Annotated in this window: 25 protein-coding genes; 12 read left to right on the forward strand and 13 right to left on the reverse strand. The window is 74.2% G+C overall.

The window, feature by feature from the left end; genetic code table 11:
- Nucleotides 1-53 precede the first annotated feature (53 nt).
- From boxC to A3CO_RS0105435, 3 genes are all read left to right on the forward strand, one after another.
- On the forward strand, nt 54-1,760 hold the full coding sequence (gene boxC / locus A3CO_RS0105425; RefSeq protein WP_018331218.1) for a 2,3-epoxybenzoyl-CoA dihydrolase: 1,707 nt from the start codon (nt 54-56) through the stop codon (nt 1,758-1,760).
- A gap of 5 nt (nt 1,761-1,765) precedes the next feature.
- Nucleotides 1,766-3,193 (forward strand): benzoyl-CoA 2,3-epoxidase subunit BoxB, encoded by a 1,428-nt coding sequence (gene boxB / locus A3CO_RS0105430; protein ID WP_018331219.1) that lies wholly within the window; start codon nt 1,766-1,768, stop codon nt 3,191-3,193.
- Between the two features lie 75 nt (nt 3,194-3,268).
- Nucleotides 3,269-4,900: a benzoate-CoA ligase family protein gene (locus A3CO_RS0105435; protein ID WP_018331220.1), complete on the forward strand. Its 1,632-nt coding sequence runs from the start codon at nt 3,269-3,271 to the stop codon at nt 4,898-4,900.
- Nucleotides 4,901-5,566: 666 nt separating this feature from the next.
- Here the strand turns inward: A3CO_RS0105435 and A3CO_RS0105440 are convergent.
- Nucleotides 5,567-5,758 carry a hypothetical protein gene (locus tag A3CO_RS0105440; protein WP_018331221.1) on the reverse strand — a complete coding sequence of 64 codons (192 nt, stop codon included), beginning with the start codon at nt 5,756-5,758 and terminating at the stop codon, nt 5,567-5,569.
- Nucleotides 5,759-5,993: 235 nt separating this feature from the next.
- Between A3CO_RS0105440 and A3CO_RS30240 the strand changes: the two genes are divergently transcribed.
- Nucleotides 5,994-7,223, forward strand: coding sequence for an oxidoreductase (locus tag A3CO_RS30240; protein WP_018331222.1), 1,230 nt, complete (start codon nt 5,994-5,996; stop codon nt 7,221-7,223).
- A 27-nt stretch (nt 7,224-7,250) separates the two neighbouring features.
- Here A3CO_RS30240 and A3CO_RS0105450 read toward each other — a convergent pair whose 3' ends face one another.
- The 3 genes from A3CO_RS0105450 to A3CO_RS0105460 are packed head-to-tail and all read right to left on the reverse strand — an operon-like array spanning nt 7,251 to nt 9,759.
- Complete coding sequence (locus A3CO_RS0105450) at nt 7,251-7,706, reverse strand: GNAT family N-acetyltransferase (protein ID WP_018331223.1); 456 nt, start codon at nt 7,704-7,706, stop codon at nt 7,251-7,253.
- Between the two features lie 42 nt (nt 7,707-7,748).
- A complete protein-coding gene (locus A3CO_RS0105455; RefSeq protein ID WP_033413716.1) occupies nt 7,749-8,780 on the reverse strand; it encodes a phosphotransferase family protein in 1,032 nt (343 codons plus the stop codon).
- On the reverse strand, nt 8,770-9,759 hold the full coding sequence (locus tag A3CO_RS0105460) for a zinc-dependent alcohol dehydrogenase family protein (protein ID WP_026204304.1): 990 nt from the start codon (nt 9,757-9,759) through the stop codon (nt 8,770-8,772). The genes A3CO_RS0105455 and A3CO_RS0105460 overlap by 11 nt, the downstream gene beginning before the upstream one ends.
- A gap of 88 nt (nt 9,760-9,847) precedes the next feature.
- Between A3CO_RS0105460 and A3CO_RS0105465 the strand changes: the two genes are divergently transcribed.
- The 4 genes from A3CO_RS0105465 to A3CO_RS30255 all read left to right on the forward strand — a co-directional run bounded on the left by A3CO_RS0105465 (nt 9,848) and on the right by A3CO_RS30255 (nt 14,068).
- Complete coding sequence (locus tag A3CO_RS0105465; protein WP_018331226.1) at nt 9,848-11,044, forward strand: cytochrome P450; 1,197 nt, start codon at nt 9,848-9,850, stop codon at nt 11,042-11,044.
- Between the two features lie 48 nt (nt 11,045-11,092).
- Nucleotides 11,093-11,659 carry a thermonuclease family protein gene (locus A3CO_RS35345; RefSeq protein WP_211214399.1) on the forward strand — a complete coding sequence of 189 codons (567 nt, stop codon included), beginning with the start codon at nt 11,093-11,095 and terminating at the stop codon, nt 11,657-11,659.
- Nucleotides 11,660-11,717: 58 nt separating this feature from the next.
- Nucleotides 11,718-12,578 carry a DMT family transporter gene (locus tag A3CO_RS34905; protein ID WP_018331228.1) on the forward strand — a complete coding sequence of 287 codons (861 nt, stop codon included), beginning with the start codon at nt 11,718-11,720 and terminating at the stop codon, nt 12,576-12,578.
- A 62-nt stretch (nt 12,579-12,640) separates the two neighbouring features.
- Complete coding sequence (locus A3CO_RS30255) at nt 12,641-14,068, forward strand: alpha/beta hydrolase (protein ID WP_018331229.1); 1,428 nt, start codon at nt 12,641-12,643, stop codon at nt 14,066-14,068.
- A 163-nt stretch (nt 14,069-14,231) separates the two neighbouring features.
- Here the strand turns inward: A3CO_RS30255 and A3CO_RS0105485 are convergent, their stop codons facing one another.
- On the reverse strand, nt 14,232-14,483 hold the full coding sequence (locus tag A3CO_RS0105485; protein WP_018331230.1) for a hypothetical protein: 252 nt from the start codon (nt 14,481-14,483) through the stop codon (nt 14,232-14,234).
- A gap of 3 nt (nt 14,484-14,486) precedes the next feature.
- Complete coding sequence (locus A3CO_RS0105490) at nt 14,487-14,801, reverse strand: DUF6247 family protein (RefSeq protein WP_026204306.1); 315 nt, start codon at nt 14,799-14,801, stop codon at nt 14,487-14,489.
- A 161-nt stretch (nt 14,802-14,962) separates the two neighbouring features.
- On the opposite strand from A3CO_RS0105490, the gene A3CO_RS30260 reads away from it, so the two are divergent.
- Nucleotides 14,963-15,154 carry a DUF397 domain-containing protein gene (locus A3CO_RS30260; protein ID WP_018331232.1) on the forward strand — a complete coding sequence of 64 codons (192 nt, stop codon included), beginning with the start codon at nt 14,963-14,965 and terminating at the stop codon, nt 15,152-15,154.
- Between the two features lies 1 nt (nt 15,155).
- On the opposite strand, the gene A3CO_RS0105500 is transcribed toward A3CO_RS30260, so the two are convergent.
- On the reverse strand, nt 15,156-16,190 hold the full coding sequence (locus A3CO_RS0105500; protein WP_033413800.1) for a helix-turn-helix transcriptional regulator: 1,035 nt from the start codon (nt 16,188-16,190) through the stop codon (nt 15,156-15,158).
- An 88-nt stretch (nt 16,191-16,278) separates the two neighbouring features.
- Between A3CO_RS0105500 and A3CO_RS0105505 the strand changes: the two genes are divergently transcribed.
- The gene (locus A3CO_RS0105505) at nt 16,279-17,043 is read left to right on the forward strand and encodes a hemerythrin domain-containing protein (protein ID WP_018331234.1); all 765 of its coding nucleotides are present in this window, start codon (nt 16,279-16,281) and stop codon (nt 17,041-17,043) included.
- Between the two features lie 22 nt (nt 17,044-17,065).
- Here the strand turns inward: A3CO_RS0105505 and A3CO_RS30265 are convergent, their stop codons facing one another.
- The 3 genes from A3CO_RS30265 to dapA are packed head-to-tail and all read right to left on the reverse strand — an operon-like array spanning nt 17,066 to nt 20,404.
- Nucleotides 17,066-18,043: an alpha/beta hydrolase gene (locus tag A3CO_RS30265; protein ID WP_018331235.1), complete on the reverse strand. Its 978-nt coding sequence runs from the start codon at nt 18,041-18,043 to the stop codon at nt 17,066-17,068.
- On the reverse strand, nt 18,040-19,425 hold the full coding sequence (locus tag A3CO_RS0105515; RefSeq protein ID WP_018331236.1) for an FAD-binding oxidoreductase: 1,386 nt from the start codon (nt 19,423-19,425) through the stop codon (nt 18,040-18,042). The genes A3CO_RS30265 and A3CO_RS0105515 overlap by 4 nt, the downstream gene beginning before the upstream one ends.
- 34 nt (nt 19,426-19,459) lie before the next feature.
- The gene (dapA, locus tag A3CO_RS0105520) at nt 19,460-20,404 is read right to left on the reverse strand and encodes a 4-hydroxy-tetrahydrodipicolinate synthase (protein WP_018331237.1); all 945 of its coding nucleotides are present in this window, start codon (nt 20,402-20,404) and stop codon (nt 19,460-19,462) included.
- 144 nt (nt 20,405-20,548) lie between these two features.
- Here dapA and A3CO_RS0105525 point away from each other — a divergent pair, with 144 nt between their 5' ends.
- The gene (locus A3CO_RS0105525) at nt 20,549-20,923 is read left to right on the forward strand and encodes a hypothetical protein (protein ID WP_033413803.1); all 375 of its coding nucleotides are present in this window, start codon (nt 20,549-20,551) and stop codon (nt 20,921-20,923) included.
- A 17-nt stretch (nt 20,924-20,940) separates the two neighbouring features.
- Complete coding sequence (locus A3CO_RS0105530; RefSeq protein ID WP_018331239.1) at nt 20,941-21,969, forward strand: NAD(P)-dependent alcohol dehydrogenase; 1,029 nt, start codon at nt 20,941-20,943, stop codon at nt 21,967-21,969.
- On the opposite strand, the gene A3CO_RS0105535 is transcribed toward A3CO_RS0105530, so the two are convergent.
- From A3CO_RS0105535 to A3CO_RS0105545, 3 genes are all read right to left on the reverse strand, one after another.
- Nucleotides 21,941-23,149 (reverse strand): MFS transporter, encoded by a 1,209-nt coding sequence (locus A3CO_RS0105535; protein ID WP_018331240.1) that lies wholly within the window; start codon nt 23,147-23,149, stop codon nt 21,941-21,943. The genes A3CO_RS0105530 and A3CO_RS0105535 overlap by 29 nt on opposite strands.
- On the reverse strand, nt 23,146-23,805 hold the full coding sequence (locus A3CO_RS0105540; protein WP_018331241.1) for a GntR family transcriptional regulator: 660 nt from the start codon (nt 23,803-23,805) through the stop codon (nt 23,146-23,148). Before A3CO_RS0105540 ends, A3CO_RS0105535 begins: the two co-directional genes overlap by 4 nt.
- A gap of 104 nt (nt 23,806-23,909) precedes the next feature.
- Nucleotides 23,910-24,344, reverse strand: coding sequence for a GlcG/HbpS family heme-binding protein (locus tag A3CO_RS0105545; RefSeq protein WP_018331242.1), 435 nt, complete (start codon nt 24,342-24,344; stop codon nt 23,910-23,912).
- Between the last annotated feature and the right edge of the window lie 71 nt (nt 24,345-24,415).

Below are 24,415 nucleotides of genomic sequence, written 5' to 3' on the forward strand. Positions count from 1 at the left end.
ACTGCGTCACAGCGTCGTAGAATGTGGGCCGGACGACAAGGGGAGGTCCCACGGTGACGGTGTTGGACGAGCCGGTCAACGAGACGGTGGCCCCCGAGCGGGTCCCGCAGGTCGACTTCGACACGAGCCCGGACCGCTACCGGCACTGGCGGTTCACGGTCGAGGGCGACACCGCGACGGTGTACCTCGACGTCGACGAGGCCGGCGGCCTGGTCCCGGGCTACGAACTGAAGCTGAACTCGTACGACCTCGGGGTCGACATCGAGCTCTACGACCTCACGCAGCGGCTGCGCTTCGAGTACCCGCAGGTCCGCAGCATCGTGTTGACCAGCGGCAAGGACTCGAACTTCTGCGCCGGCGCGAACATCCGCATGCTGGCCGCGTCGAGCCACCCGTGGAAGGTGAACTTCTGCAAGTTCACCAACGAGACGCGCAACGGCATCGAGGACATGTCCGCGGCCGGGCAGACGTGGATCGCCGCGCTCAACGGCACCGCGGCGGGCGGCGGCTACGAGATGGCCCTGGCGTGCGAGCGCATCCTGCTGGTGGACGACCGGTCGAGCGCCGTCAGCCTCCCCGAGGTCCCGCTGCTCGGCGTGCTCCCCGGCACCGGCGGCCTGACCCGCGTGATCGACAAGCGCAAGGTGCGCAAGGACCGCGCCGACGTGTTCGCGACGAAGTCCGAGGGCTTCGGCGGGCGCAAGGCCGTGGAGTGGAAGCTCGTCGACGAGGCGGTCGCGCGCCGGGAGTGGGACCGCGTCGTCGCCGAGCGCCGCGAGGAGCTCAAGGGCGACCGGCCGGCCGACGCGCAGGGCGTCACCCTCACCCCGCTGCAGCGCACCGTCACCGACGACGCGATCACCTACGACCACGTCCGCGTCACGATCGACCGCGACGCCCGGACCGCCACGCTCGTGGTCGCGGTGCCAGAGATGAGCGACGACCCGGCCCAGCTCCACGAGCAGGGCGTGCAGCACCCGCTCCTCGCGATCGTCCGCGAGCTCGACGACGCCATCCTGCGGCTGCGCACCAACGAGCTCGAGATCGGCACCTGGCTGATCCTCACGGAGGGCGCCGTCGGGAACGCCCTCGCGGCCGACCGGCTCATCGCCGGGCACCAGGACGACTGGCTCGTCGCCGAGACCACGCGGTACCTCAAGCGGACCTTCAAGCGCCTCGACGTCACGAGCCGCAGCCTCATCGCGCTCATCGAGCCGGGCAGCTGCTTCGCGGGGCCGTTCCTGGAGCTGGCCCTCGCGTGCGACCGCCAGTACATGCTCGAGGGCACCTTCGAGGAGGCCGAGGACGCCACGCTGCCCAGCGGCGCCGAGGCGACCGAGCCGGCCACGCTCGTCGTCACAACGGCGCAGTTCGGGACGTTCCCGATGGGCAACGGGCTGTCCCGGCTGGAGTCCCGGTTCTACGGCGAGTCGCTGGACGCGATCCCGCTCGACACGCCGCTGACGGGCGCCGACGCCGACGACGCGGGCCTGGTCACCGACGCCCCCGACGACATCGACTGGACCGACGAGATCCGCATCCTGCTCGAGGAGCGGGCCTCGCTGTCCCCCGACGCCCTGACCGGCATGGAGGCGAACTACCGGTTCGTCGGCCCCGAGACCATGGAGACCCGGATCTTCGGCCGCCTCACGGCGTGGCAGAACTGGATCTTCGTCCGGCCCAACGCGAGCGGCCCCGAGGGCGCGCTGCGCAAGTACGGCACCGGCCGCAAGGCCGACTTCGACCAGAAGCGGGTGTAGCAGCGATGACCAGTGCGCGACCGAAGATCGACTTCGACGCCAAGATCCCGAACAACGTCGACCTCGCCGGCGACCGCAAGCTGCAGCGCGCCCTCGAGCGGTGGCAGCCGAACTTCCTCGACTGGTGGGGCGACATGGGCCCCGCCGTCGACACCAAGGACGTCTATCTGCGCACCGCGGTCGACGTCGGCCGCGACGGCTGGGCGCACTTCGACCACGTCCCGATGAACGAGTACCGCTGGGGCGTCTTCCTCTCCGAGCACGACCCGGACCGCACCATCGCCTTCGGCGAGCACAAGGGCGAGCCGGTCTGGCAGGAGGTGCCCGGCGAGTACCGGGCCGACCTGCAGCGCCTCATCGTCATCCAGGGTGACACCGAGCCCGCGTCCGTCGAGCAGCAGCGCTTCCTGGGCGCGACCGCGCCGTCGCTCTACGACATGCGGAACCTGTTCCAGGTCAACGTCGAGGAGGGCCGTCACCTCTGGGCGATGGTCTACCTGCTGCACGCCTACTTCGGGCGGGCCGGGCGCGAGGAGGCCGACCAGTTGCTGGCGCGCAACTCCGGCTCGGACGACTCGCCGCGCATCCTCGGGGCCTTCAACGAGGAGACCCCGGACTGGCTGTCGTTCTACATGTTCACCTACTTCACCGACCGGGACGGCAAGTACCAGCTCGGCACGCTGAAGGAGTCGGGCTTCGACCCGCTGTCGCGCACCTGCGAGTTCATGCTCAAGGAGGAGGCCCACCACATGTTCGTGGGCACCACCGGCATCGACCGCGTGGTCCGCCGCACCGCGGAGCTCATGCAGACCCACGACACCGAGGAGGTCGCCGGCGCCGGCGGCATCCCGCTGACGATGATCCAGAAGTACATCAACTTCCACTACACGGTGTCGCTGGACCTCTTCGGCAACGAGTCCTCGACCAACGCCGCGAACTACTTCACCGCCGGCATCAAGGGCCGCTGGCAGGAGGAGCGCCGCGAGGACGACCACCGGCTGACCGACGACGCCGGCCACGTCGATGCCTTCCGCGACGGGCAGATCAGCCGCAACGAGGTCCCGGCGCTGCTCGCGCTGAACCAGGACCTGCGCCACGAGTACATCAACGACTGCAGGACCGGGCTCAAGCGCTGGAACCGCATCCTGCAGAAGGCCGGGATCGACGCCGAGCTCTATCTGCCCCACGTCGGGTTCAACCGGCAGGTCGGCGCCTTCGCGGGCGCCCACATCACGCCCGACGGCAAGGTCGTCAGCGAGTCCGACTGGAACGCCCGCAAGGACTCGTGGCTGCCCACCGAGCTCGACAAGACCCACGTCCGGAGCCTCATGCACCCCGTGCTGGAGCCCGGGAAGATCGCGAGCTGGATCGCTCCGCCGTCCACCGGGATCAACGACAAGCCCGTCGACTTCGAGTACGTGCACTTCCACTAGGTGGCTTCGCCCTGTGAGTACTTTTCCGTGTCCGGGCACGGGATAGTGCTCACAGGCGACCGGAGGGAGCTCCCCGTGCTGTCCCACCACCAGCGGTTCAACGCGTCGCACTACCTGCTCGATCGACACCTTCCCGACGGCGGGTCGCGGGTCGCCGTCCGGGCGCTGACGCCCGACGGTGTGCGGGAGCTGACGTACGCCGAGGTCGCGGCCGAGGTCCGCACGGTCGCGGCCGGGCTGCGGGGGCTCGGCGTGCGGCCCGAGCAGCGGGTGCTGATGTGTTGCTCGGACGGCGTCGAGCTGTTCACCGCGATCCTCGCCGCGATGCGCATCGGGGCGGTCGCGGTCCCGGTCTCGACGATGCTGCGGGGCCCGGAGCTCGCGAAGCTGGTGATCGACTCCCGCGCGCCGGTCCTGCTCTGCTCGCCGGAGTTCGGTGAGGTCACGCGGGCGGCCGTGCAGCTCGCCGTCGAGAACGGTGCGCCCGACCTCGCCGACGTGGTCGTCACCCCGGCCGGCGTGCCCTGCGACGACGCGGCTCCGATGGACGGCTACCCGGTCCGCACCCGGGACTGGACCGACCTCGCGGCGACCGGCTACGGGTTCGACGACGGGCTCTACGCCACCTGGGACGAGTCGCCCGCGCTGTGGCTCTACACGTCGGGGACGACGGGCACGCCGAAGGCCGCGATGCACCGGCACGCCGACCTCCGCACGGTGTGCGAGACCTACGGCGCTCAGGTGCTCGGCATCCGGGCCGACGACGTGTGCTTCTCGGTGGCCAAGCTGTTCTTCGCCTACGGCATCGGGAACTCGATGTTCTTCCCGCTGTCGGTCGGCGCCTCCTCGGTGCTCTCCCCGGGGCGGCCGTCGCCGGCCGCGATCGCGGCGGTGGTCACCGAGCACCCCGTCACCCTGTTCTACGGCAGCCCCAGCGTGTACGGCCCGCTGCTCGCGTCGGACCTGCCCGACGACACGTTCCGCCGGGTCCGGCAGGGCGTCAGCGCGGGGGAGGCACTGCCCGCCCGCATGGTCCTCGGGATGCGCGACCGCTTCGGCGTGGAGGTGCTCGACGGCATCGGCTCCACCGAGGCGCTGCACATCTACCTGTCGAACCGCCCCGGCGAGGTCGCCCCGGGCACGTCGGGCGTACCGGTCCCGGGCTACGAGGTGGAGATCCGGGCCGAGGACGGGTCGGTGGTCGCCGACGGCGAGAAGGGCACGCTCTACCTGCGCGCCGACTCGCTGTGCACCGGCTACTGGTGCCGCACCGACGTCAACCGCCGGGTGTTCGAGGGCGAGTGGATGCGCACCGGCGACACCTACGTCCGCAACCCCGACGGCACCTACCAGTGCCTCGGGCGCACCGACGACGTCCTCAAGGTCGGCGGCATCTGGGTGACGCCGATGGAGGTCGAGGAGCGGCTGGTGCTGCACCCGTCGGTCGCCGAGGTGGTCGTCGTGGGTGTTCCCGACGACGACGGGCTCGACCGCACGGTGGCCTGCGTCGTCGCCGCGGAGGGCGCCGTCGTGGACCCGGAGGCACTCATCGCGTGGTGCCGGGAGGGCCTGGCGTCGTTCAAGAAGCCGCGGCACGTCCTGGAGATCGACGCCGTGCCGCGCACCGCGACGGGCAAGGTGCAGCGGTTCCTCGTGCGCGAACTCGCGGCGGCACGACTGTCGGAGGTCGTCGGCGCGCAGGCCTGAACGGGGCCCGAGGTCCGGGGACCTGCGGGTGCCCGGACGTTCTTGCGTCGCCGCCGTGTCCGATGGCCACGGTGTGTCCGGTGCCGTTCGTGGGAGAGGTGCGGGCCGCGATCGACCCTGGCGACCCCTGCGCGGGGCGCACACACTTCGGCCGCATCCGCGGTCGACCCTGGTGACCCCTGCGCGCCACGCGCACATCTCGGCCGCACCCGTGATCGACCGCGAGGACCTATGCGCGTCACGCACGGACCTCGGGTGGAGGTCCGGCCCGCGTGATCAAATATGCGAACTTCGGAGGCGAGTCGCATCGACGCTTGCGCGTGTCGTACCCGAAGTCGTGATCACGCTCGGAATTGGGGCGAACCCTCGACCGAACGGTGCGCCCTACGCCGGTGTTCCCGCGGCCGATGCGTTCCCCCACCAAAGTGGGCTCGTGCGGGATCGCCGCAGCCACTGCGTTCCTCCGCCGAAGTGTGTACGTCGTGCGCAGGTGTCGCCCTACCAAGGCGGCCCAGCCGCGGAACTGTGCGCGCCACGCACAGGGGTCGCCCCAACCGGACGTGCTCCCCGCCGGATTGTGCGCGTCACGCGTTAGATGCCGCCGCGATACGGCGGGTGTGCCGCGGACTGTGTGCGCCACGCACAGGGATCAGCCGGCGCGGCGCATCAGGACGTGGACGGCCACCAGAAGGCGCACGCCAGGTCGAGGTCGACCAGGTCGGGGTGCCGCCAGAACACCGCGTCGTCGCGGTCGAGCCGTCGGGGCGGGCGCGAACCCGTGGGGCAGTGCGCCTCGTGCGGGACGGGGGCGAGCCGCCCGGGGCGGGTGGCGGAACAGAACGAGCAGGTGCCGAACATCGGCCACCTCCGGCAATCGGGCCGTCGGTGGTGGACGACGACTGCGGGGCGTCCCGGGCTTCCTCGTCGAACCCGGCTGACACGGGATGGTGCCCGCGACGGCCCCGCTCGCTGCCGGATCGTGACGGCACGCACGGCGTGAGCGGCCCCACGGTTGCGACGTCGGCCGCGAGCCGGTCGCGCCGGCGCGGCAGGAGGGCGCACCGTTTTCCGTCGGTGGGCGGTTAGGCGTGGTGTGAGCCTCTCCGAGCCCCTCGTGCTGCCGTGCGGTGCGGTGCTGCCGAACCGCCTCGTGCGCGCGGCGATGACCGAGAGCATCGCCGGCCGCCACGGCGACGCGTCGCCGCGCCACGTGCGGCTGTACCGCGACGCCGCGGCCGGCGGGCCCGGACTGGTGATCACGGGCAACGTCATGGTGGACCGGGCGCACCTGGAGCGGGCCCGCAACGTCGTCGTCGACTCCTGGACCGACGATGCCGCGCTGCGACGGTGGGCGGAAGCCGCGTCGGGGGTGCCGACGATCGTGCAGCTCTCGCACCCGGGTCGGCAGACGACCCGTTTCGTCAACCCGCACCCGGTGGGGCCGTCGTCGGGACCGGCGGTGGCGCTCGGCGGGGCGTACGCGCGGCCGCGGGCGCTGTCGGTCGTGGAGATCGCCGACCTGCAGGAGCGGTTCGTCGAGGTCGCCCGCCGGGTGGTCGACGCCGGGTTCGCTGGCGTCGAGGTGCACGCCGCGCACGGCTACCTGCTCTCGAGCTTCCTCGACCCGACGACGAACCGGCGCACCGACCCGTACGGCGGCTCCCTCGAGAACCGCGCCCGGTTCCTGCTCGGCGTCGTCGCGGGGGTGCGGCGGGCGCTGCCGGCGACGGCCGTCGTCGCGGTGAAGCTCGACGCGCGGGACGACGACGAGCTCGTGGAGCTGGGCGGGTGGCTCGACGACGAGGGCGTCGACCTCCTGGAGGTCTCGGGCGGCAACTACGAGAAGCCCGCGATGGTGGGGCTGGACGCGTCGGGCGCGGACCTGGCCGGGGAGCACGAGTCGCCGTTCTGGAACTCCGCGGCCGCGCTGTCGGCCGAGGTGGACGTGCCGGTGGTCCTGACGGGCGGGTTCCGGTCGCGGACGGAGGTCGACGAGGCGCTGCGGACCGGCGTCTGCGCCGCGGTCGGGGTGGGCCGGCCGCTCGCCGTCCGACCCGAGCTCGCCGGTCGGTTCGTGCGCGGGGAGGTCGACACCCTCGACCGGCCGGCCCCGCGCCTCGGCGGACCGGCGCCGGTGCGGGCCCTGCTCGGTGCGGCGGTCGGCGCCGGGTGGCACCGCGTCCAGCTCGCCCGCGCGAGCCGGGGGAGGGGGCCCTGGCTGCGCCTGCCCGCCCTGGCCGCCGGGATCGACTACAGCGTCGGCGACTGGCTGCTGAGCCTCGTCGAGCGCCCGGCCCGGCTCCGGCGGGCGCGCCGGTTCTGACCGGGCCGGCACCCGCTCGACGGTCGGTCAGAGCGCCCGGGTCAGGTAGGCGCTGTGCGGGTCGTCGCCGTAGTCGCCGAACGGACCGCACGGCTCGAACCCGTATCTGGCGTACAGGGACCGCGCGGCGACGAAGAACTCGGTCGCGCCGGTCTCGAGGCTGAGCCGGGACAGGCCCGCGTTCCGCGCCTCCGCGAGGATGTGCTCGAGCACCAGGGCCCCGATGCCCGTGCGCCGCCGGTCGGGGTGGCTGCGCATCGACTTGATCTCGCCCTCGGTGTCGTCGAGGCGCTTCAGCGCGCCGCACCCGACCACCTCGTCGCCGTCGAGCACCGTCCAGAAGGTCACCCCCGGGGCCCGCAGGGCGTCAAGGTCGAGCGCGTGCACGCTGCCCTCGGGCGTGATCTCGCGCATGTGGTCGAGGTGGTCCTGCAGGAAGCGGGCGATCCGCGGTCCGCGGAGATCGTCGACGACGATCCTCATGGGGTGCCTCCGACTCGGGGGTGGACCGCGGACGCCCGCCGCTCAGAGCCCCAGCTGCGCCAGGGCGGACTCGGCCTGCGCCACGATCGCGTCGGGCCCGGTGACCTCGTCGGCGTCCGCGGCCTCGCCCATGTCGCCCGCCTGGTAGCGGGTCCACACCCCGGCGTGGATGCAGGCGGCGCGCCAGCGGGCGAACGCGATGTAGAAGTCGATGTCGGGCAGCTTCGCGCCCGTCGCCTGCTCGTAGCGGGCGATGAGGTCCTCGCGGGTGGGGAAGCCGCCGAGCTGCGTCGGGTTCGGCAACGCGGCCGGGACCTCGTCCCCGGGCTGCGACCACGAGACGAGGATGTGCCCGAGGTCGCAGTAGGGGTCGCCGATGGTGGCGAGCTCCCAGTCGAAGACCGCCGCCGCGGACCCGTCGTCGAGATAGGAGATGTTCCCCGTGCGGAAGTCGCCGTGGGCGATCCGGTTGGCGGGCGGCTCGGGGACGCGCTCGGCGAGTGCCTGGTGGGCGCGGTCGATCGCGGTGAGGTCCTCGACGGCGGACTGGTGCGCCTGCCGGTGCCAGCGCTTGAGCTGGCGCTCGACGAAGTTGCCGGGGCGCGCGAGGTCGTCGAGCCCGACCTCCGCGGGCTCGACGGCGTGCAGGGCGGCGAGCACGTCCATCGTCGACTCGCCGATGCGGCGCTTGACGTCGGTGGAGGTCACCCAGTCCGCGTCCTCGACACTGTTGAGCACGCGGCCGGGCGCGAAGTCCATGACGTAGAAGTCGACCCCGGCGACGTCGCGGTCGTCGCAGAACGCCACGGGTGGGGGCACCGGCACGTCGGTGGGGGCCAGGGCGGAGAGGAAGCGCCACTCGCGGCCCATGTCGTGCGCGGTCTCCAGCACGCCCCCGAGCGGCGGACGCCGCAGCGCCCAGGTGCGCCCGGCGTCGTCCGACACCCGGTAGGTCAGGTTGGAGCGCCCGCCCGTGATGCGCCGGAACACGGGCTCGCCGGACACGTCCGGGACGTGGTCGAGGAACCAGGCCACGGCCTCGTCGGGAACTCCGCTGTCTCCGCTACGGCTCAAGGGTCACCACGATCTTCCCGACCTGGGCGTTCGACTCCAGGTACTCGTGCGCCTCCACGATCGAGTCCAGCCCGGTGAACACCCGGTCGACCTGCGGCGCGAAGTCCCCGGAGCGCAGCCCGGCGCCCACGAACTCGCCCGCGCGGCGCAGCCGCTCCTCGTCGTGCGTCATCGCGAAGAGCGTATAGCTGCGCATCCACAGATCCGGCAACGTCTCGGCGGGGAAGATCGTCGGCTGCCCCGAGAGCAGGCCGTGGATCATGACGATGCCGCCGGCCGCGGTCGCACGGCACAGGTCGGCCACCCCGGGCCCCGCGACGGCGTCGAAGACGTGCTCCACCCCGCGGCCGTCGGTGATGGCGAGGACCCGGTCCACCAGGTCCTCCTCTCCCGTCGCGACGACGTGCGCCGCGCCGGCGTCGAGGAGCTGCTGCGCCTTCGACGAGGACCGCGACGTCGCGATCGGGATCGCCCCGACCCGGCGGGCCACCGCCATCGCCGCGAGCCCCACGCTCGAGGTGGCGGCCGTGATCAGGACGTGGTCGCCGGCCTTCAGCCCGCCGGTCTCGACGAGCCCGCCGTAGCCCACGAGGAACGGCATCCAGACGGCGGCGCCGTCGATCCAGGAGGTGCCCTCCGGCAGCGGGACGACCGCCCGCGCCGGGACCAGGGCCTGCTCGGCGTACACCGAGTAGTCGTTCATGGAGAAGCCCGGCACCACGCTGACGCGGTCCCCGACGGCGAACCGCCCGGGCGTGCCGACCGCCGACACCGTGCCGCTGGCCTCGTAGCCCAGCCCCGCGGGCAACCGCGCCTGCTCGATGTAGGTGCCGCGCCGGAACATCGACTCGGCGCGGTTGAGGCCGATCGCCGCGACGTCGACGACGAGCTCGCCGGACGCGGGCTCGGGATCGGGCACCTCCTCGATCCGCAGCACCGACGGGTCGCCCAGCTCGGAGAACCGCACCGCCCTCGTCATGACCGGTGATCGTGCCCGGCGTGGCGGGCTCCCGCACCCTCTTCCCGGGCGGGGGAGGCGGTCCTAGCGTGGTCGGCAGGAGGCAGCCATGACCACCATCGAACCGGCCCCTGCGGACACCGTCGCCCCCGACACCACCGACGAACCGGCCCTCCTGGCCTGGCTCGCCCGCATGCGTGCCGAGCATCCCGTCTGGCGCGACCGCTACGGGATGTACCACCTGTTCCGCCACGCCGACGTCCTCGCCGTCCTGCGCGACCCCGCCCGCTTCTCGTCGGACCGCAGCCGGCTCGCGCCCGCCACCGCCGCCGTGTCGCGCGGCATGCTCACCCAGATCGACCCGCCCGAGCACCGCCGGCTGCGCTCCATCGTCTCCACGGCCTTCACGCCGCGCCGCGTCGCCGACCTCGAGCCGCGCATCCGCGAGATCACGCGGGGCCTGCTCGACTCCCTTCCCGACGCCGGGTCGTTCGACCTGGTCGACGCCCTCGCGTTCCCGCTGCCCGTCACCGTGATCGCGGAGATGCTGGGCCTGCCCGAGGCCGACCACCCGCTCTTCCGAACGTGGGCGGACCGGTTGTTCTCCATGCAGGTCGACGACCCCACCGACCCCACGTTGGGCAGCCGCGTCGCCGAGGCCATGGCCGACATTCGTGCCTACCTCACCGCGCGCGTGCAGGAGCGGCGGACGACCCCGACCGACGACCTGGTCTCGGCGCTGGTCGCGGCCGGGCTCGACGACGAGGAGGCGGCCAACTTCTCGCTGCTGCTCCTGCTCGCCGGACACATCACGACCACGGTCCTGCTGGGCAATGCCGTGCGCACCTTCGCCGAGCACCCCGGGGTGTGGGAGGGCCTGCGCGCGGACCCGACCACGATCCCGGCGGCGCTCGAGGAGGTCCTGCGGCTGCGCAGCCCGTTCGTCATGACGGCGCGGGTCACCACGGAGCCGGTCGGGATCGCCGGGGTCACGATCCCGGCCGACCGGTTCGTGATGCCCTGGCTGCTGTCGGCCAACCACGACGAGGAGGCCTTCGCCGAGCCGGAGGCGTTCGTCCTGGACCGGGGGATCGGAGGTGGTGCGCAGACCGCCTTCGGTCACGGCGTGCACTTCTGTCTGGGGGCGCCGTTGGCCCGGGTGGAGGGGCGGGTCGCCCTGGAGGAGCTGACCGCCCGATACCACGCGCTGTCGCCGGCGACGGTCTCGACGGAGGCACTCCAGCCCTACCCGCGAGGGGTGCTCGGGGTGCGGCAGCTGCCGGTGAAAGGTGTCCGAAGCTACTGAAGGTGACCGGTTGCGGGCAGATTTTCACGGTGCGTCACACTGTCGCGCGTGACGACCGGGACCGCACCGCGCGTGCTCCTCGCGATGGCGTGTCTGGCCGCGCTGCTCGGCGGGGTCGCGGTGCTCTCCGGGGCGGTCCCGGTCCCGCCCCTGCCGGCCGCGGCCCCCGCGCCGCCGACCGTCTCGCCGGCCGCGGCACCCGAACTGCTCGCGGCCGCTCCCACCGGGGCGCGCGCCACGGTGCTGGCGGTGGCCGACCCGGTGACGGTCGACGTCCGCCTCGAGGACGGGCGGACCCTGCGGGTGCGGGCGCTCGGCGTCCAGCCGCCGGAGCGCTGCTACGCCGAGCAGGCGCAGCAGTTCGCCCGGAAGACGCTGGCCGGGCAGGCGGTGACCCTCGTCGGCGACGGGCGCTCGGACCGCTTCTCCCGCGCCCTGGCCTGGGTCTCGCTGCCGCAGGACGACTACGCCGTGCTCGCGGCGGAGGCCGGCACGGTGAAGGCCTACGCCGCCGACGCGCCACCGGAACGGATGCCGGCCGTCCGCGCCGCGCAGGACCGCGCGGAGCAGGCGCGGCGCGGCGTGTGGGGCGCGGAGTGCGCGGCACGCCGGTGAGCAGAAAAGGTCGTCCCCACGGCCTTTAGTGCGCACCCGCCCTGGGCACACTGCGGGAATGCTGCTCGCCGGGGTGCTGGTGGCCGTGGCGGCGGCCGCGAGCAACGCGGTCGGCTCGGTGCTGCAGCGGTCGGCCTCGCGCCACCACGACCCGTCGTCGGGATGGCGCGGGACCGTCGTCGGGCTGCTCCGTCGGCCCGCGTGGACGGCGGGGATCGCCGCGCACGTGCTCGGGTTCGCCCTCCAGGCGGTCGCGCTGTCGCTGACCCTGATCACCGTCGTCCAGCCGGTGCTCGTCGCCGAGCTGCCCTTCACCCTGGTGCTGGCCGCCCGGCTGATCGGGGCGCCGCTCGGCCGGCGGGCGTGGCTGGCCGTCGGGGCGATGGCCCTCGGCGTCGGGTCGTTCCTCGCGAGCCTCGACCCGCGCGGCGGCGGACCGCAGGCCGCCACGACGACGGGCTGGCTGGTGGGGACCACCGTCGTCGTGATCGTGCTCGCCGTGCTGGTGGTGCTCGGCCGGGCGGGCCGGGGCCGTGAGCGGGCGCTGTGGTTCGGGACCGCGACCGGCGTGACGTACGGGTTCAACGCCGCGCTCCTCGCGGGGCTCGGCCCGGCCTATGCCGAGGGCGTCCGCGGGGTCCTCGCGTCCTGGCAGTTCTACGGCGTCCTCGTCGGCGGGACCGTGTCGTTCGTCCTCCTCCAGCAGGCGCTGCAGGCCCACGACCTCATCTGGGCCCAGCCCGGGATCACGCTCGCCAACCCGCTCGTCGCGGTGCTGTGGGGGCTCACGGTCTTCGGCGAGCGGGTGCCGTTCGACCTGCGCCTGATCGGCGTGGTCGGCGGCGTCGCCGCGATCGTCGTGGGGACCGTGGTGCTCAGCCAGGTCGAGGAGGAGGTCGACGAGCTCGATCCGGGCTGACTCACAGCCCACGCACAGCCGGCGCTGGTCGTGATCATGCGCTCGGACCGCACCCTGGCAGCGTGGGATATCAGCGTGGCCTGTCCCTGCTCGACGGCTGGCTGCCGTGGACCGTCCAGGCGGTGGTGCTCGTCGCGCTGCTCGCCGTCCTCGCGCCGTTGGTCCTGGCCCGACGACAGGTCCGGGGCCGCTGGGTGCGGCTGCTCGCGGTGGTGGTGCTCGGGGTCGTCGGGGCGTTCGCCGTGCTGTGGGCGTTCGCCGGGAGCGGCCTCGCGTCCGACCCGGCGCCGGCGCTGCTGTGGGTGTGGGTCGGGCTGGCGGTCGCGGCCGTGGTGGCCGTCATCGTCACCTGGGGTCGCGCGCCGTGGTGGCGGCGCGGCCTGTCGGTGCTCGTGGTCCCGCTGTCGCTGGTGTGCGTGGCGGTCGTCGGCAACCAGTGGGTCGGCTACGTGACCACCGTGCAGGAGGGGTGGTCCGAGCTCGACGCCGGGCCGTTGCCCGACCAGGTGGACGCCGACGCGCTGCCCGGGATGATCGGACACCCGCGGCCGACGGGTGCCGTCGTCACGGTGTCGATCCCGTCGACCGCGAGCGGCTTCGCCCACCGCGACGAGGACGTGTGGCTGCCGCCCGCGTACTTCGCGGCCGGACCCCGCCCGGCGCTCGGCGCGATCATGATGATCGGCGGGGAGTTCAACACCCCGGCCGACTGGATCCGGGTCGGGAACGCCGTGCAGAGCGCCGACGCCTACGCCGCCGCCCACGGCGGCCTCGCGCCCGTCCTCGTGTTCGCCGACGCCGGCGGGACGTTCAACAACGACACCGAGTGCGTCGACGGGCCGCGCGGCAACGCGGCCTCCCACCTCACGAAGGACGTGGTGCCCTACGTCGAGCAGAGCTTCGGCGTCTCGTCCGACCCCCGCGCCTGGGGCGTGGTCGGCTGGTCGATGGGCGGGACCTGCGCGGTCGACCTCGCGGTGATGCACCCCGAGCTGTTCGACTCCTTCGACGACATCGCCGGCGACGCCGGGCCCGAGGTCGGCACGAAGCAGCAGACGATCGACCGGCTCTACGGTGGGAACGCCGCAGCCTGGGCCGCGTACGACCCGGCGACCGTCCTCGCCGCGCACGCGCCCTACGCCGACACCGCCGGGTGGTTCGACGACAGCTCCGACAGCGGCGGCGGCGGGTACGGCGGCTACCGCGGCGGGACCGGGCAACGCCCGCCCGGCGCCCGCCCGCCCGGGTCCTACCACCCGCCGTCGGGAACCTCCGGGATCGGCGGTCGCGGCGGCGGGGGAGCGACCGGCCAGGAACTGCCCGCGGCGCGGCAGCTGTGCGCCCAGGCGCAGACGCGGGCGATCGCGTGCACGGTGGCGACCCAGCCGGGCCGGCACTCGTGGCAGTTCGCGACGACGGCGTTCCAGCTGGTCCTGCCGTGGATGGCGGACCGGGTCGAGCACCCGGGGGTGGCGGCCTCGGCGGCGTGAGCACCTGGTGCCCCTGGCAGGAAAGTGTCACTGCTGTCACCGGGCGCCAGGAACGTCACATCGTCGGTCGGCCGGCGCGCGAGTCCGTCCGCGAGAGTGGCAACACGCAGGTTCGGCACCGCTCGGGCATGCCTGATGTCACCTTCGCGACGGGCGGACCGAGTCAGAGGTAGGTCACCTCGACGACGGTCACGACGCGGTCGCGTTCGATGACACCGAAGACGACGAAGGCCGTGCTCTCGTCCCCGATCACGGCGACGCGGAGCCCGGTGAGCGTTGTCGGCGAGTACGGCCTCCCGAGGTCCGAGGGTGAGAGCTCGAGGGCGACACGCAGTTCCGCGAACGCCGTGAGCAGCGGCGGTGGCATCGCCTCGAGGGCGGCGACGACCTCATCGACCAGCTGGACCCGGTACACCCGTCAAATGCCCGCCTTGCGGCGGGTCACCTCGAACGGCTCGTCATCCGGAATCGGTGCCTCGGTGACGATCTCCGCCCATCGGCGGACCGCAGCGCGGAACCGGTCGGGGTCCATCCACAGAATCGCGATGGCCCGGTAGTGCTCGACGGAAGCGTGGACCGGTGCGAGGTCGAGGGTGCGGCGCGCCTCGTCGAGGGCGGCCTCGTACTCGGCGAGGAAGCGGCTGCGCTCCGGCTCGGGCAGACGGTCCCGCACCTGGGCGGGTGACGCCCCGCGCGGCAGCGGCCCCTCCCCGGCGACCGGCTCGGCTGTCATGCCCCGCAGCGTAGCGACGCCCCCCGACACCGTGGGCCTGTTCGAGGACGTCAACGTCCGACCGGCCTCCGTCAACGCCGCGTCAAGAGCCCCTCCGCGACGAAGAGCTGCTCCTAGCGTCGGACCCGCATGATCACCGACGACCCCCGAGGACGGACGACGTGGACACGACCTGGCGTTCCAGCAGCTTCGCGAGCGGCACCGACCGCGTCGAGTGGCGGGTCGACGCGGGCAGCGTCGAGCTGCGCCACGGCGGACACGCCGAGCAGGGCACGCTCGTGTTGTCCCGTGCGGAGTGGCAGGCGTTCCTGGCCGCGGCCAAGTCGGGCCAGGCCGGCGCGATCGCCTACTGAGTCAGAGCACCAGCCGGGCCGTCATCTCGCGGCGGCTGGACACACCGAGTTTGGTGAACACGACCTTGAGGTGGTCCTGCACCGTGTGCGGCGACAGGTGCAGCGAGGCGGCGATGCCCCGGGTGTCGACGCCCTGCAGCACGAGCAGCGCCACCTCCTCCTCGCGGGCGGTGAGGCCGTGCGCGGCGAGGGCGAGCCGGCTCAGCTCCGCGCGGGACGTGGGCTCGACCGTGAGGACGACGTGGCCCTCCGCGCCCGGTCCGGACAACGGCGCGCTGCGCAGGCTGAGCCAGCGGCCCGAGGCGCCGAGGACCCGCGACTGCCCCGGGACCTCCTGACGACGGGTGCTCGCGACCACCGCGAGCATGCTCGCCGGGAGCTGCCCGTGCTCCCGGCCGCCGAGCTCGCCGATGGTCACCTCGGCGGCCGGGGTCAGGTGCGTGACCTGGTCGGTCCGGTCGACGACGAGGACCGCGGGTCCGGGGTCGGCGGCCGCGTGCACGACGTCGCGGTCGGCCCGGAACAGGCAGCGCTGGATCGCCTCGGCCACCACCGTGCTCACCACGCCCAGCTGGTCGCCCTCGCCGGCCGTGAACGGCGGGTCACCGGGACCCCGGTAGAGCGCGAGCGCGCCCCACATCGCCCCGCGGTCGGTGAACGCGACCCGGATCTCGTCGGTGAAACCGAACCGGGGCGCCATGAACTCGCGGTGCCGCCGGCAGCGGTCGGGGTCCCCGTCGGTGTCGACGGAGAGCACCCCGACCGGGGGCCGGCGCCGGGCGATCTCGCCGAACCCGTTGACGTCCGGCGGGCCGTACTCGGTGGCGGCGAACTCCTCGTCGCCGACCCCGAGGTCGCGGGTCTTCGAGGCCCACGTGATCAGGCCGGTCGTCGGGTCGGTGGTGGCGAAGCAGGCGAAGTCGAACGCCACGTGACGCGCGACGGCCGTGTAGACCGTGCGGGCCAGTGCGTCGCGGTCCGCGGCCACCGTGGGCATGCGTCGCAGTCGGTCGAGCAGTGCTCGGGATCCCCCCATGGCCACCATGCTGCGCCCGGAACCGGTGGGGGAGAACCCCAGGTTCCTGGGATGGGACCGGCCCGGCGGGCGCCGCAGGCTCGATGCCATGACCACGACGAACGCCCTCGAGTCCCGCCACCGCCACGACTCCCGCTGCTGGTGGGACCACCTGCAGGCCGGCTGGGTCTGCCCGCCCGTGACCCGGACGCCGGAGCGTCCCCCCGTCGACGTCCGCGACATGCTCGTCGTGCACACCGCCCTGCTCCGCGAGTTCCGCCTCGCGCCGGCCGCCGTCGGCCGGGTGGCTCTCGGGGACCGGCGCCGGGCCGCCGCCGTCGGGAAGCACCTGCGGCTGCTGTGCGACCTGCTCCACCACCATCACCAGGGCGAGGACGAGCTCCTGTGGCCGCCGCTGCGCGACCGGGTTCCACACGCCGCCCTCGCCCGCCTCGAGGCGGCCGAGGCGCAGCACGTGGAGATCGACGCCGCCCTCGACCGGGTCGCCGCGGCGCGCCGGACCTGGACCGCCACGGTCGACGCGGCGGGCCGGGACGCGCTGGTCACGACCCTGTCCGACCTGCACGGCCTGCTCGCCGAGCACCTCGACCTCGAGGAGCGCACCCTGCTGCCCCTCGCGGCGGTGCACCTCACCGAGGCCGAGTGGGCCGCGGTCGGGGAGGCCGGCGCGGCGGCGGTGCCGAAGCCCGTGCTGCCGCTGGTGTTCGGGATGTTCGCCTACGAGGGCGACCCCGAGGTGCTCGCGACGATGCTCGCCGCGGCTCCCGCGCTCCCGCGGGCGATCGTGCCGCGCATCGCGCCGCGCATCTACGCCCGCCGCGCGGTCCGGATCCACGGCACCGCGCGCCCCTGAGCGGCGTCGGCCCGGCCCGACGTCAGCCCACGGCCGTCCGCAGCGCCGTCACCATGCGTCCCCGGAAGGCGCGCATCGACGGCGCGGCCGGCACGTTCGCGTCGGCCCCGTGGTACATCGCGGGCTCGACGTGGAGCTCCACCGGCACCCCGGCGGCACGCAGCCGCCCGGCGTAGGAGACGTCCTCGTCGTGGAAGAGGTCCTGGTCGCCGACCCCGATCCAGGTCGGCGGCAGGCCCGCCAGGTCCCGACGACGGGCCGGCGCGGCGCCGTCGGGCACACCGGCCGAGCCCGCGGGGCGCCCCACGTAGGCCGTCCACGCGCGGCGGTTCATCCGCGCGTCCCACACGAACCGGCCGCGACCGCCGGGGACGCGGGCGAGCGCCGTCCGGTCGTCGAGCATCGGGTACTCGAGCAGCGCGAACGCGACCGGGCGGCCCTCGTCGTGCGCGCGGTGCACGGTGGCCGCCGCGAGTCCGCCGCCGGCGCTGGCCCCGCCCACGGCGATGCGGTCCGGGTCGACGCCGAGTTCGGCGGCGTGGTCCTGCAACCAGCGCAGGGCGACGACGCAGTCGTCGAGGTCGGCCGGGAACGGGTCCTCGGGGGCGAGCCGGTAGTCCACGCTGACGACCAGTACGCCCGCCTCCGCGGCGAAGCGGCTCGCGAGGTCGTGGTCCATGCCCGGGTGCCCCACGAGGTGCCCGCCGCCGTGGATCCACAGCAACGCACCGCTGGGGGTGGGCCGCGACCCGCCGTCGTAGAGGAGGACCGGGACTCCGCCCGGAACCGTCCGCTCCGTGACCTCCACGCCCGGCGCGACCGCCGTGTCCTCGCGCATCCGGGCGCGCAGCGCCGGGAGCACCGCCAGGGGCACCCGGGCGTAGGAGATCAGCAGCCGCGGGGTGCGCAGCTCGGGTGCGACCCGCGCGAGAGCACGCGCCGTCCCGACGGCCCACGTCCCCAGCAGGACGCCGAGGAGGGCGGCGACGATGCGCCTCACAGGACCTTGCCCGGGTTGAGGATGCCGTGCGGGTCGAGGGCGGCCTTGACCGCGCGCTGCATGGCGAGGTTCTCGGGGGACTGCTCGGCGACGAGGCCGTCACGCTTGAGGAGGCCGACGCCGTGTTCGCCGGTGACCGTTCCACCGAGGTCGATCGCGTCGGCGATGATCTGGTGGAACGCGGCCTGGGCGCGCTCGCGGGCGGGCTCGTCGCCGACGGGGGTGACCAGCAGCGGGTGCAGGTTCCCGTCGCCGGCGTGGGCGATGTTGGCGATGGTGGTGCCGGCCCGCTCGCCGATGGCCTGGATGCGCGCGAGCATCTCGGGCACCGCCGCGCGCGGGACGCAGACGTCCTCGGTGAGCACCGGCCCGAGCCGTTCGAGCGCGGGGTAGGCCAGGCGTCGGGCCGCGAACAGCGCGTCGGCCTCCTCGGCGTCGGCGGCGCGGGCGGAGAAGGAGGCGCCGGCGGCGTCGAAGTGCCGGATCATCTCCTCCGCCTCGGCCTGCCCGGCGGCGCCCGGCGCGTCGGAACGGCCGAGCAGCAGGACGTCGGCCTCGGCGGAGATGCCGAGGTTCTTCCAGTCGTCCACCGCCTGCAGGCACGTCCTGTCCACCAGCTCGAGCGCGCTCGGCGTCAGACCGGCGGCGGTGATCGAGGCGACCGCGCGGCCGGCGTCGACGAGGTTCGCGAAGTACCCGGCGACGGTCTGCTCGGGCGCCCGGGCGGGACGGAGCTTGACGGTGATCTCGGTGATCAGCCCGAGGGTGCCTTCCGAGCCGACCATGAGGCCCGCGAGGTCGAGGCCCGCGACGCCCTTGGCGGTGCGGCGCCCGAGGCGGACGAGCTCGCCGAGGCCGTTGACGACCTGGACGCCCAGGACGTAGTCCCGCGTGACGCCGTACTTGACGCAGCACATGCCGCCGGCGTTGGTGGCGACGTTGCCGCCGATGGTCGACCAGGGGCTCGACGCCGGGTCCGGCGGGTACCAGAGGCCCTGCTTCGCGCACTCGGCCCGCAGGTCGTCGTTGACGATCCCCGGCTCGACGACGGCGAGCCGCTCGGCCGGGTCGATCTCGTGGATGCGGGTCATCTGCTCGAGGCTCACCACGACGCTGCCCGCGACGGCGTTCGCGCCGCCCGAGAGGCCGGTGCCCGCACCGCGGGGGACCACCGGCACCCTGTGCTCCAGGCACGCCCGCACCACCGCCTGGCACTGCGCCGCGTCGAGCGGGCGCACGACCGCCGCCGGCAGCTCCCACGGCGCCCACTCCGCGTCGTCGTGCGCGTAGGAGGCGAGGACGTCGGGGTCGTCCACCACCCGGTCCGCGGGCAGCGACGCCCGCAGCGTGGCGACGACGGGTGCCGGGGCGACGGTGGTCATGGGGGCTCTCCGCGGCTCGGGAACGGGATCGGTCTCACGGTAACCCGACCCCCTGACGATCACGGTCCGCGAACGTCCGACGGTGACCCGAGGTCCCGGCCCGCCCGACCGCGGCCGCCGCGCGCTCGAGGGCTGCCGGCGAGGCAGGGGCGAGCGGCATGCGCACGTCCGGGGTCGCGATGCGGCCGGTCGCGTGCAGCAGGGCCTTCACGACGACGGGGTTGGGTTCGGCGAACAGGGCGGTCACCAGCGGCAGGAGCGCGTCGTGGTGGTCCCGGACGGCGGTCGCGCGGCCGGCGAGCCCGTCGGCGACGAGCGCCGCGAACCGGTCCGTGGCGACGTGCGCGGACGCCGCGATCGCGCCCCGCCCGCCGAGGAGCACGGTGGGGGCGATGAACGCGTCGTCCCCGGCGAGGACGGCGAAGTCCGGGGGAGCGGCGGCGAGTACGGCCGCGGTGTCGAGGTCGAGGGCGCCGGTCGCCTGCTTGAGCCCCACGATCCGCGGGTGGGCGGCGAGGTCCAGCAGCGCGGTCGCGCCCAGACCGCGCCCGGTCCGCGCCGGCACGTTGTAGACCACCAGTGGCACCGGGGACCGGTCGGCGACGTGGGTCAGGTGCGCGACGACCGCCGCCTCGGTGGGCCGCACGTAGTACGGCACCACGGTGAGCGCGGCGGTCACACCCGGCACGTCGGCGAGGGCGGCGTGCCGGGCGAGCGTGCTCCGGGTGTCGTTCGTCCCGGCCGCCACCATCAGCCCGGCGCCCCGCGCGGCCGCCACCTCGGCGCACACGCCGACCACGGCGCGCCGCTCCTCGGGCGTCAGCGACGTCGGCTCGCCGGTGGTGCCGAGGGCCACCAGGCCCCGCGCCCCGTCGTCGAGGACCTCGGTGGCGAGCCGGCGCAGCGCGTCGAGGTCGACCTCGTCGCGGGACGTGAAGGGGGTGACGAGCGGGACCCAGAGCCCGGCGGGATCGACCATGTCCGGACCCTGGCGCGCGGCCGCCGGGAGGAGAAGCGAGAAAAGCGAGGGGGAGCGTGAAGCAGGGCTGCAGGCCGGACGGTCGACGCGACCCCGTAACACGCCCGGCGCCGCCCCCGGGGCGAGATCGCTACGGTGGAGACGATGCCTTCCTCCTCGGGCCCCACCGTCACCCTCTGCCGGGGCTGCTGCTGCGGCACCGTCCGCAAGCACCCGGGGGTCGACCACGCCGGGCAGGTCGAGCGGCTGCGCGAGGGGACGGCCGGGGCGGGCCGGGTGAAGCTCTCCGACTGCCTCGACGCCTGCGCCCAGTCGACCGTCGCCGTGGTCTCGCCCTCGCCCGAGGGGCGGCGGGCGGGCGGGAAGCCGGTCTGGCTGCTCGGGGTGCTCGACCGCGACACCGAGGACGAGATCGTGGCGTGGGTGCACGCCGGCGGCCCGGGGGTGGCCGACCCGCCCGGGATGCTCGACCTCCGCGTCTTCACGCCCGCCCGGCGGATCCGCACACAGGTGCCCTGACGCGCACACTGGGCGGCATGCAGCGCGTCGCCGTCCTGACCGAGCCGGACCACGTCGTCCTGGAGGACCGGGAGATCCCGGAACCGGGTCCGGGGCACGTCCAGGTGCAGGTACGCGCGGTCAGCGTGTGCGGCTCGGACGTCCACTACTACGACCACGGGCGCATCGGCGGGTTCGTCATGCACGCCCCGCTCGTGCTCGGGCACGAGACGGCGGGCGTGGTGACCGCTCTCGGGCCCGGGGTGACCGCACCCGTCGTCGGGACCCGGGTGGCGGTGGAGCCGCAGGAGGAGTGCGGGCAGTGCGCGCAGTGCCGGCAGGGCCGCTACCACCTGTGTCCGTACATCCAGTTCTTCGCGACGCCGCCGGTCGACGGCTCGTTCGCCGAGTACGTCGTGGTGCCCGCCCACCGGGCGCACCCGGTGCCGGACACCCTGTCCGACGAGGCCGCCGCGCTCATCGAGCCGCTGTCGGTGGCACTGCACGCGGCGGCGAAGGCCGACATCGGCCCGGGCTCACGCGTGCTGGTCAGCGGGGCCGGGCCCGTGGGACTGCTGTGCCTGCAGGTGGCGCTCGCCCGCGGGGCGTCGGCGGTCGTGGTCACCGACGTCATGGCGCTGCGCCGGGAGGCGGCGACGGAGTACGGCGCGACCGCCGTCGTCGACGCCAACGACCACGACGCGGGCCTCGCCGTCGTCAACGCGGTGCTCGGGCAGGCCGACGTGGTGCTGGAGTGCACCGGCGTGCAGCCCGCCATCGACCTCGCGGTCGCGGCCACCGCGCCGGCCGCGACCGTCGTGCTCGTCGGGACCGGGGCGACCGTGACCCTGCCGCTGGACGTCGTCCAGGCCCGCGAGCTCGTGGTGAAGGGGACCTTCCGGTACGCCCACGTCTACCCGGCGGCGATCGACCTGGCGGCCACCGGCCGGATCCGGCTCGACGACATGGTGACCTCGCACCACCCGCTCGAGGACGCCGTCGGCGCCCTCCTCGCGGCCCGCCGGGACCCGATGGCGCTCAAGGCCGTGGTGCACCCGTCGTCGTGACCCGGCGGCCACGTGCCACCACCGCGAGCGAGACCAGCGCGAGGCCGCCGAGGACCCCGAACAGCACGCTGTAGGACACGGCGAGGGAGGCCACGGCGAGCACGGCGGGAACGATGAACCCGACGTAGGCGAGCGCGTAGAACACGGCGGTCAGCCCGGCGAGGTGGCGCGGGGCGGCCAGGCGCTGGACCTCGGCGAGGCCGCTGACCAGCGCGAAGCCGTAGCCGACGCCGAGGACGACGGCCGCGGCGATCGCGAGCACCACGCCCGGGGTCGCCGCGGTCCACGCCGCGAGCGCCATCCCGACGACGGCGAAGAGCGCGGCGACCATGCCACCCCGGGCGTCGTCGAACCCGAGCCGCTTCGCCAGCGACTGGGCGCCGACACCGGCCACGAGGGTCACCGCGGTCATGAGGGCCGCGAACGCGACGGCGTGGCCGGGGACGGCCGCGGCGACCAGGGACGGCAGCACCGCGTAGGCGATCCCCGCGCAGGTGAACACCCACGGCGCGACGGGTGCGACGACGGTCCAGAACTCGCGGTGCCCGCGGACGGGGATGCGGAGGTCGTCGCGGAGGCGTCCCGACGTGGGGGCGGCGAGCGTCTCCGCGGTCCGCACCGCGAGCAGGCCCAGCGGCACCCCGACGAGCACGTGCACCGCGTAGGAGAGGACCTCCGGGTACGGCGCCCACTGGGCGAGCACCCCGGCGGCGGCGGGCCCGAGCAGGAAGCCCAGGGTCAGCGACATGGCCGCGCGCGAGGCGCCGCCGGTGCCGGAGAGCTCCTTGATCCAGGTGGAGCCGACGGCCATCGCGACGCCGAGCGCGAGGCCCGCGAGCACGCGGCCGAGGAAGAGCAGCGGCACGGTGTCGCCGCCGAGGGCCAGCACCAGGCTGCCGGCGATCGCGAGCGGCGGCGCGGCGAGCATGAGCGGCTTGCGCCCGAACCGGTCGGACAGCGGGCCGCCGACGAGCATGCCGGGCACGATCCCGAGGACGTAGGCGCCGAGCAGCACGTCGACCGTCGCGGTGGAGAAACCGCCGAGCTCGCGGTACATCACCATCAGCGGCGTGAACTGGTTGCCGCCCCACGCGACCACGAAGAGCGCCAGCCCCACGGGGAGCCAGCTGGTCGAGCGCCCGACGACGGGTGCGTCCCGGTCCTCCAGGGTCGCGGTCATCGGGTGCGTCCTCCTCGGTGGGTGTCGTCCAGGTGGGTCACCAGCGCGGCGCGGAAGCCCTCGACGTCGGCCGCGGCGATGAGGTCGCGCAGGGTCCGGTGCTCGGCGAGCACCGACTCCGCGGCAGCGCTCCGGCCCCGGACGGACTCGGCGGTCATGCGCTGCTGGCGCTCGCGCAGGCTGCGGTAGAAGCCGGTGAGCAGCGAGTTCCCCCCGGCGTCGGCGATGAGCCGGTGGAACTCGGCGTCCGCCGCGACGAAGGCCGGCAGGTCGCCGTCGTCGTGGGTCTTGCGCTGGACCGCGATGGCGTCGTCGAGCTCGCCGACGAGGGCGTCGAGATCGTGCGGCCGGGCGGCGACGTCGGCGACGGCGTGCGTCTCGAGCAGGGCCCGGGCGTCGAGCACCTCGTCGATCTCGCGCGGGGCGACCGGGACCACGAGCGCGCCGCGCTTGGGGAACAGCCGCAGCCATCCCTCGACCTCGAGGCGCAGGAACGCCTCGCGGACCGGGGTGCGCGACACCGTGAGCACGGCCGCGATCTCGCCCTCGCTCACCATCCGGCCGCCCTCGAGCTCGCCGGTCAGTACCCGTTCCTTGACGTGGCGGTAGACGAGGTCGGCAGCGGAGCACGCAGAGGCACCACTGGTGGACGACATGGATACAAGCTAGCCGGGATGATCGATTGGTAGCAACCGAACGTGGTCGGGTGCACACGGTCGTCCGGTGGCGGCGACGGGCCGTCGCCGCCACCGGCGGGGGCCTACGCCCCTGTGCGCGCCACCAGCCCGGCCGCCTCGATCCCGGCGACGACGGCCTCCTCGTCGGCGAGGGAGGCGTCGCCCGACGCGCCGGCGGCGCCGATCACCTCGCCGTCCGCGTCGACGATGAAGACCCCGCCCGGCACCGAGAACACCTTCCCACCCGCGAGGGCGGCGACCGAGGTGAAGAACTCGGGGGAGTCGGACGCGCGCTGGGCGATCGCGCGGCTGTCCATCATCAGGCCGATGACGCCGTGGGCCTTGGCGATCGCGACGTCGGGTCGCAGGAAGCCCGACCCGTCGGCGCGGCCGAGCGCGACGAGGTGGCCGCCGGTGTCCAGGACCGCCACGGTGAGGGGCTTGTAGCCCGCCGACTCGCCGTGCTTGAGCGCCTCGGCGACGATGGTGCGGGCGTGCTCGTAGGTCAGGGAGCTCATGGCCCTTCCTTTCCCCGCGACGCGCCGCGTCATCCACCGTCCCGCGAGCCGGGCCGACTCCGGGAGATACC

The organism is Actinomycetospora chiangmaiensis DSM 45062, from assembly GCF_000379625.1.
Lineage (GTDB): Bacteria > Actinomycetota > Actinomycetes > Mycobacteriales > Pseudonocardiaceae > Actinomycetospora > Actinomycetospora chiangmaiensis.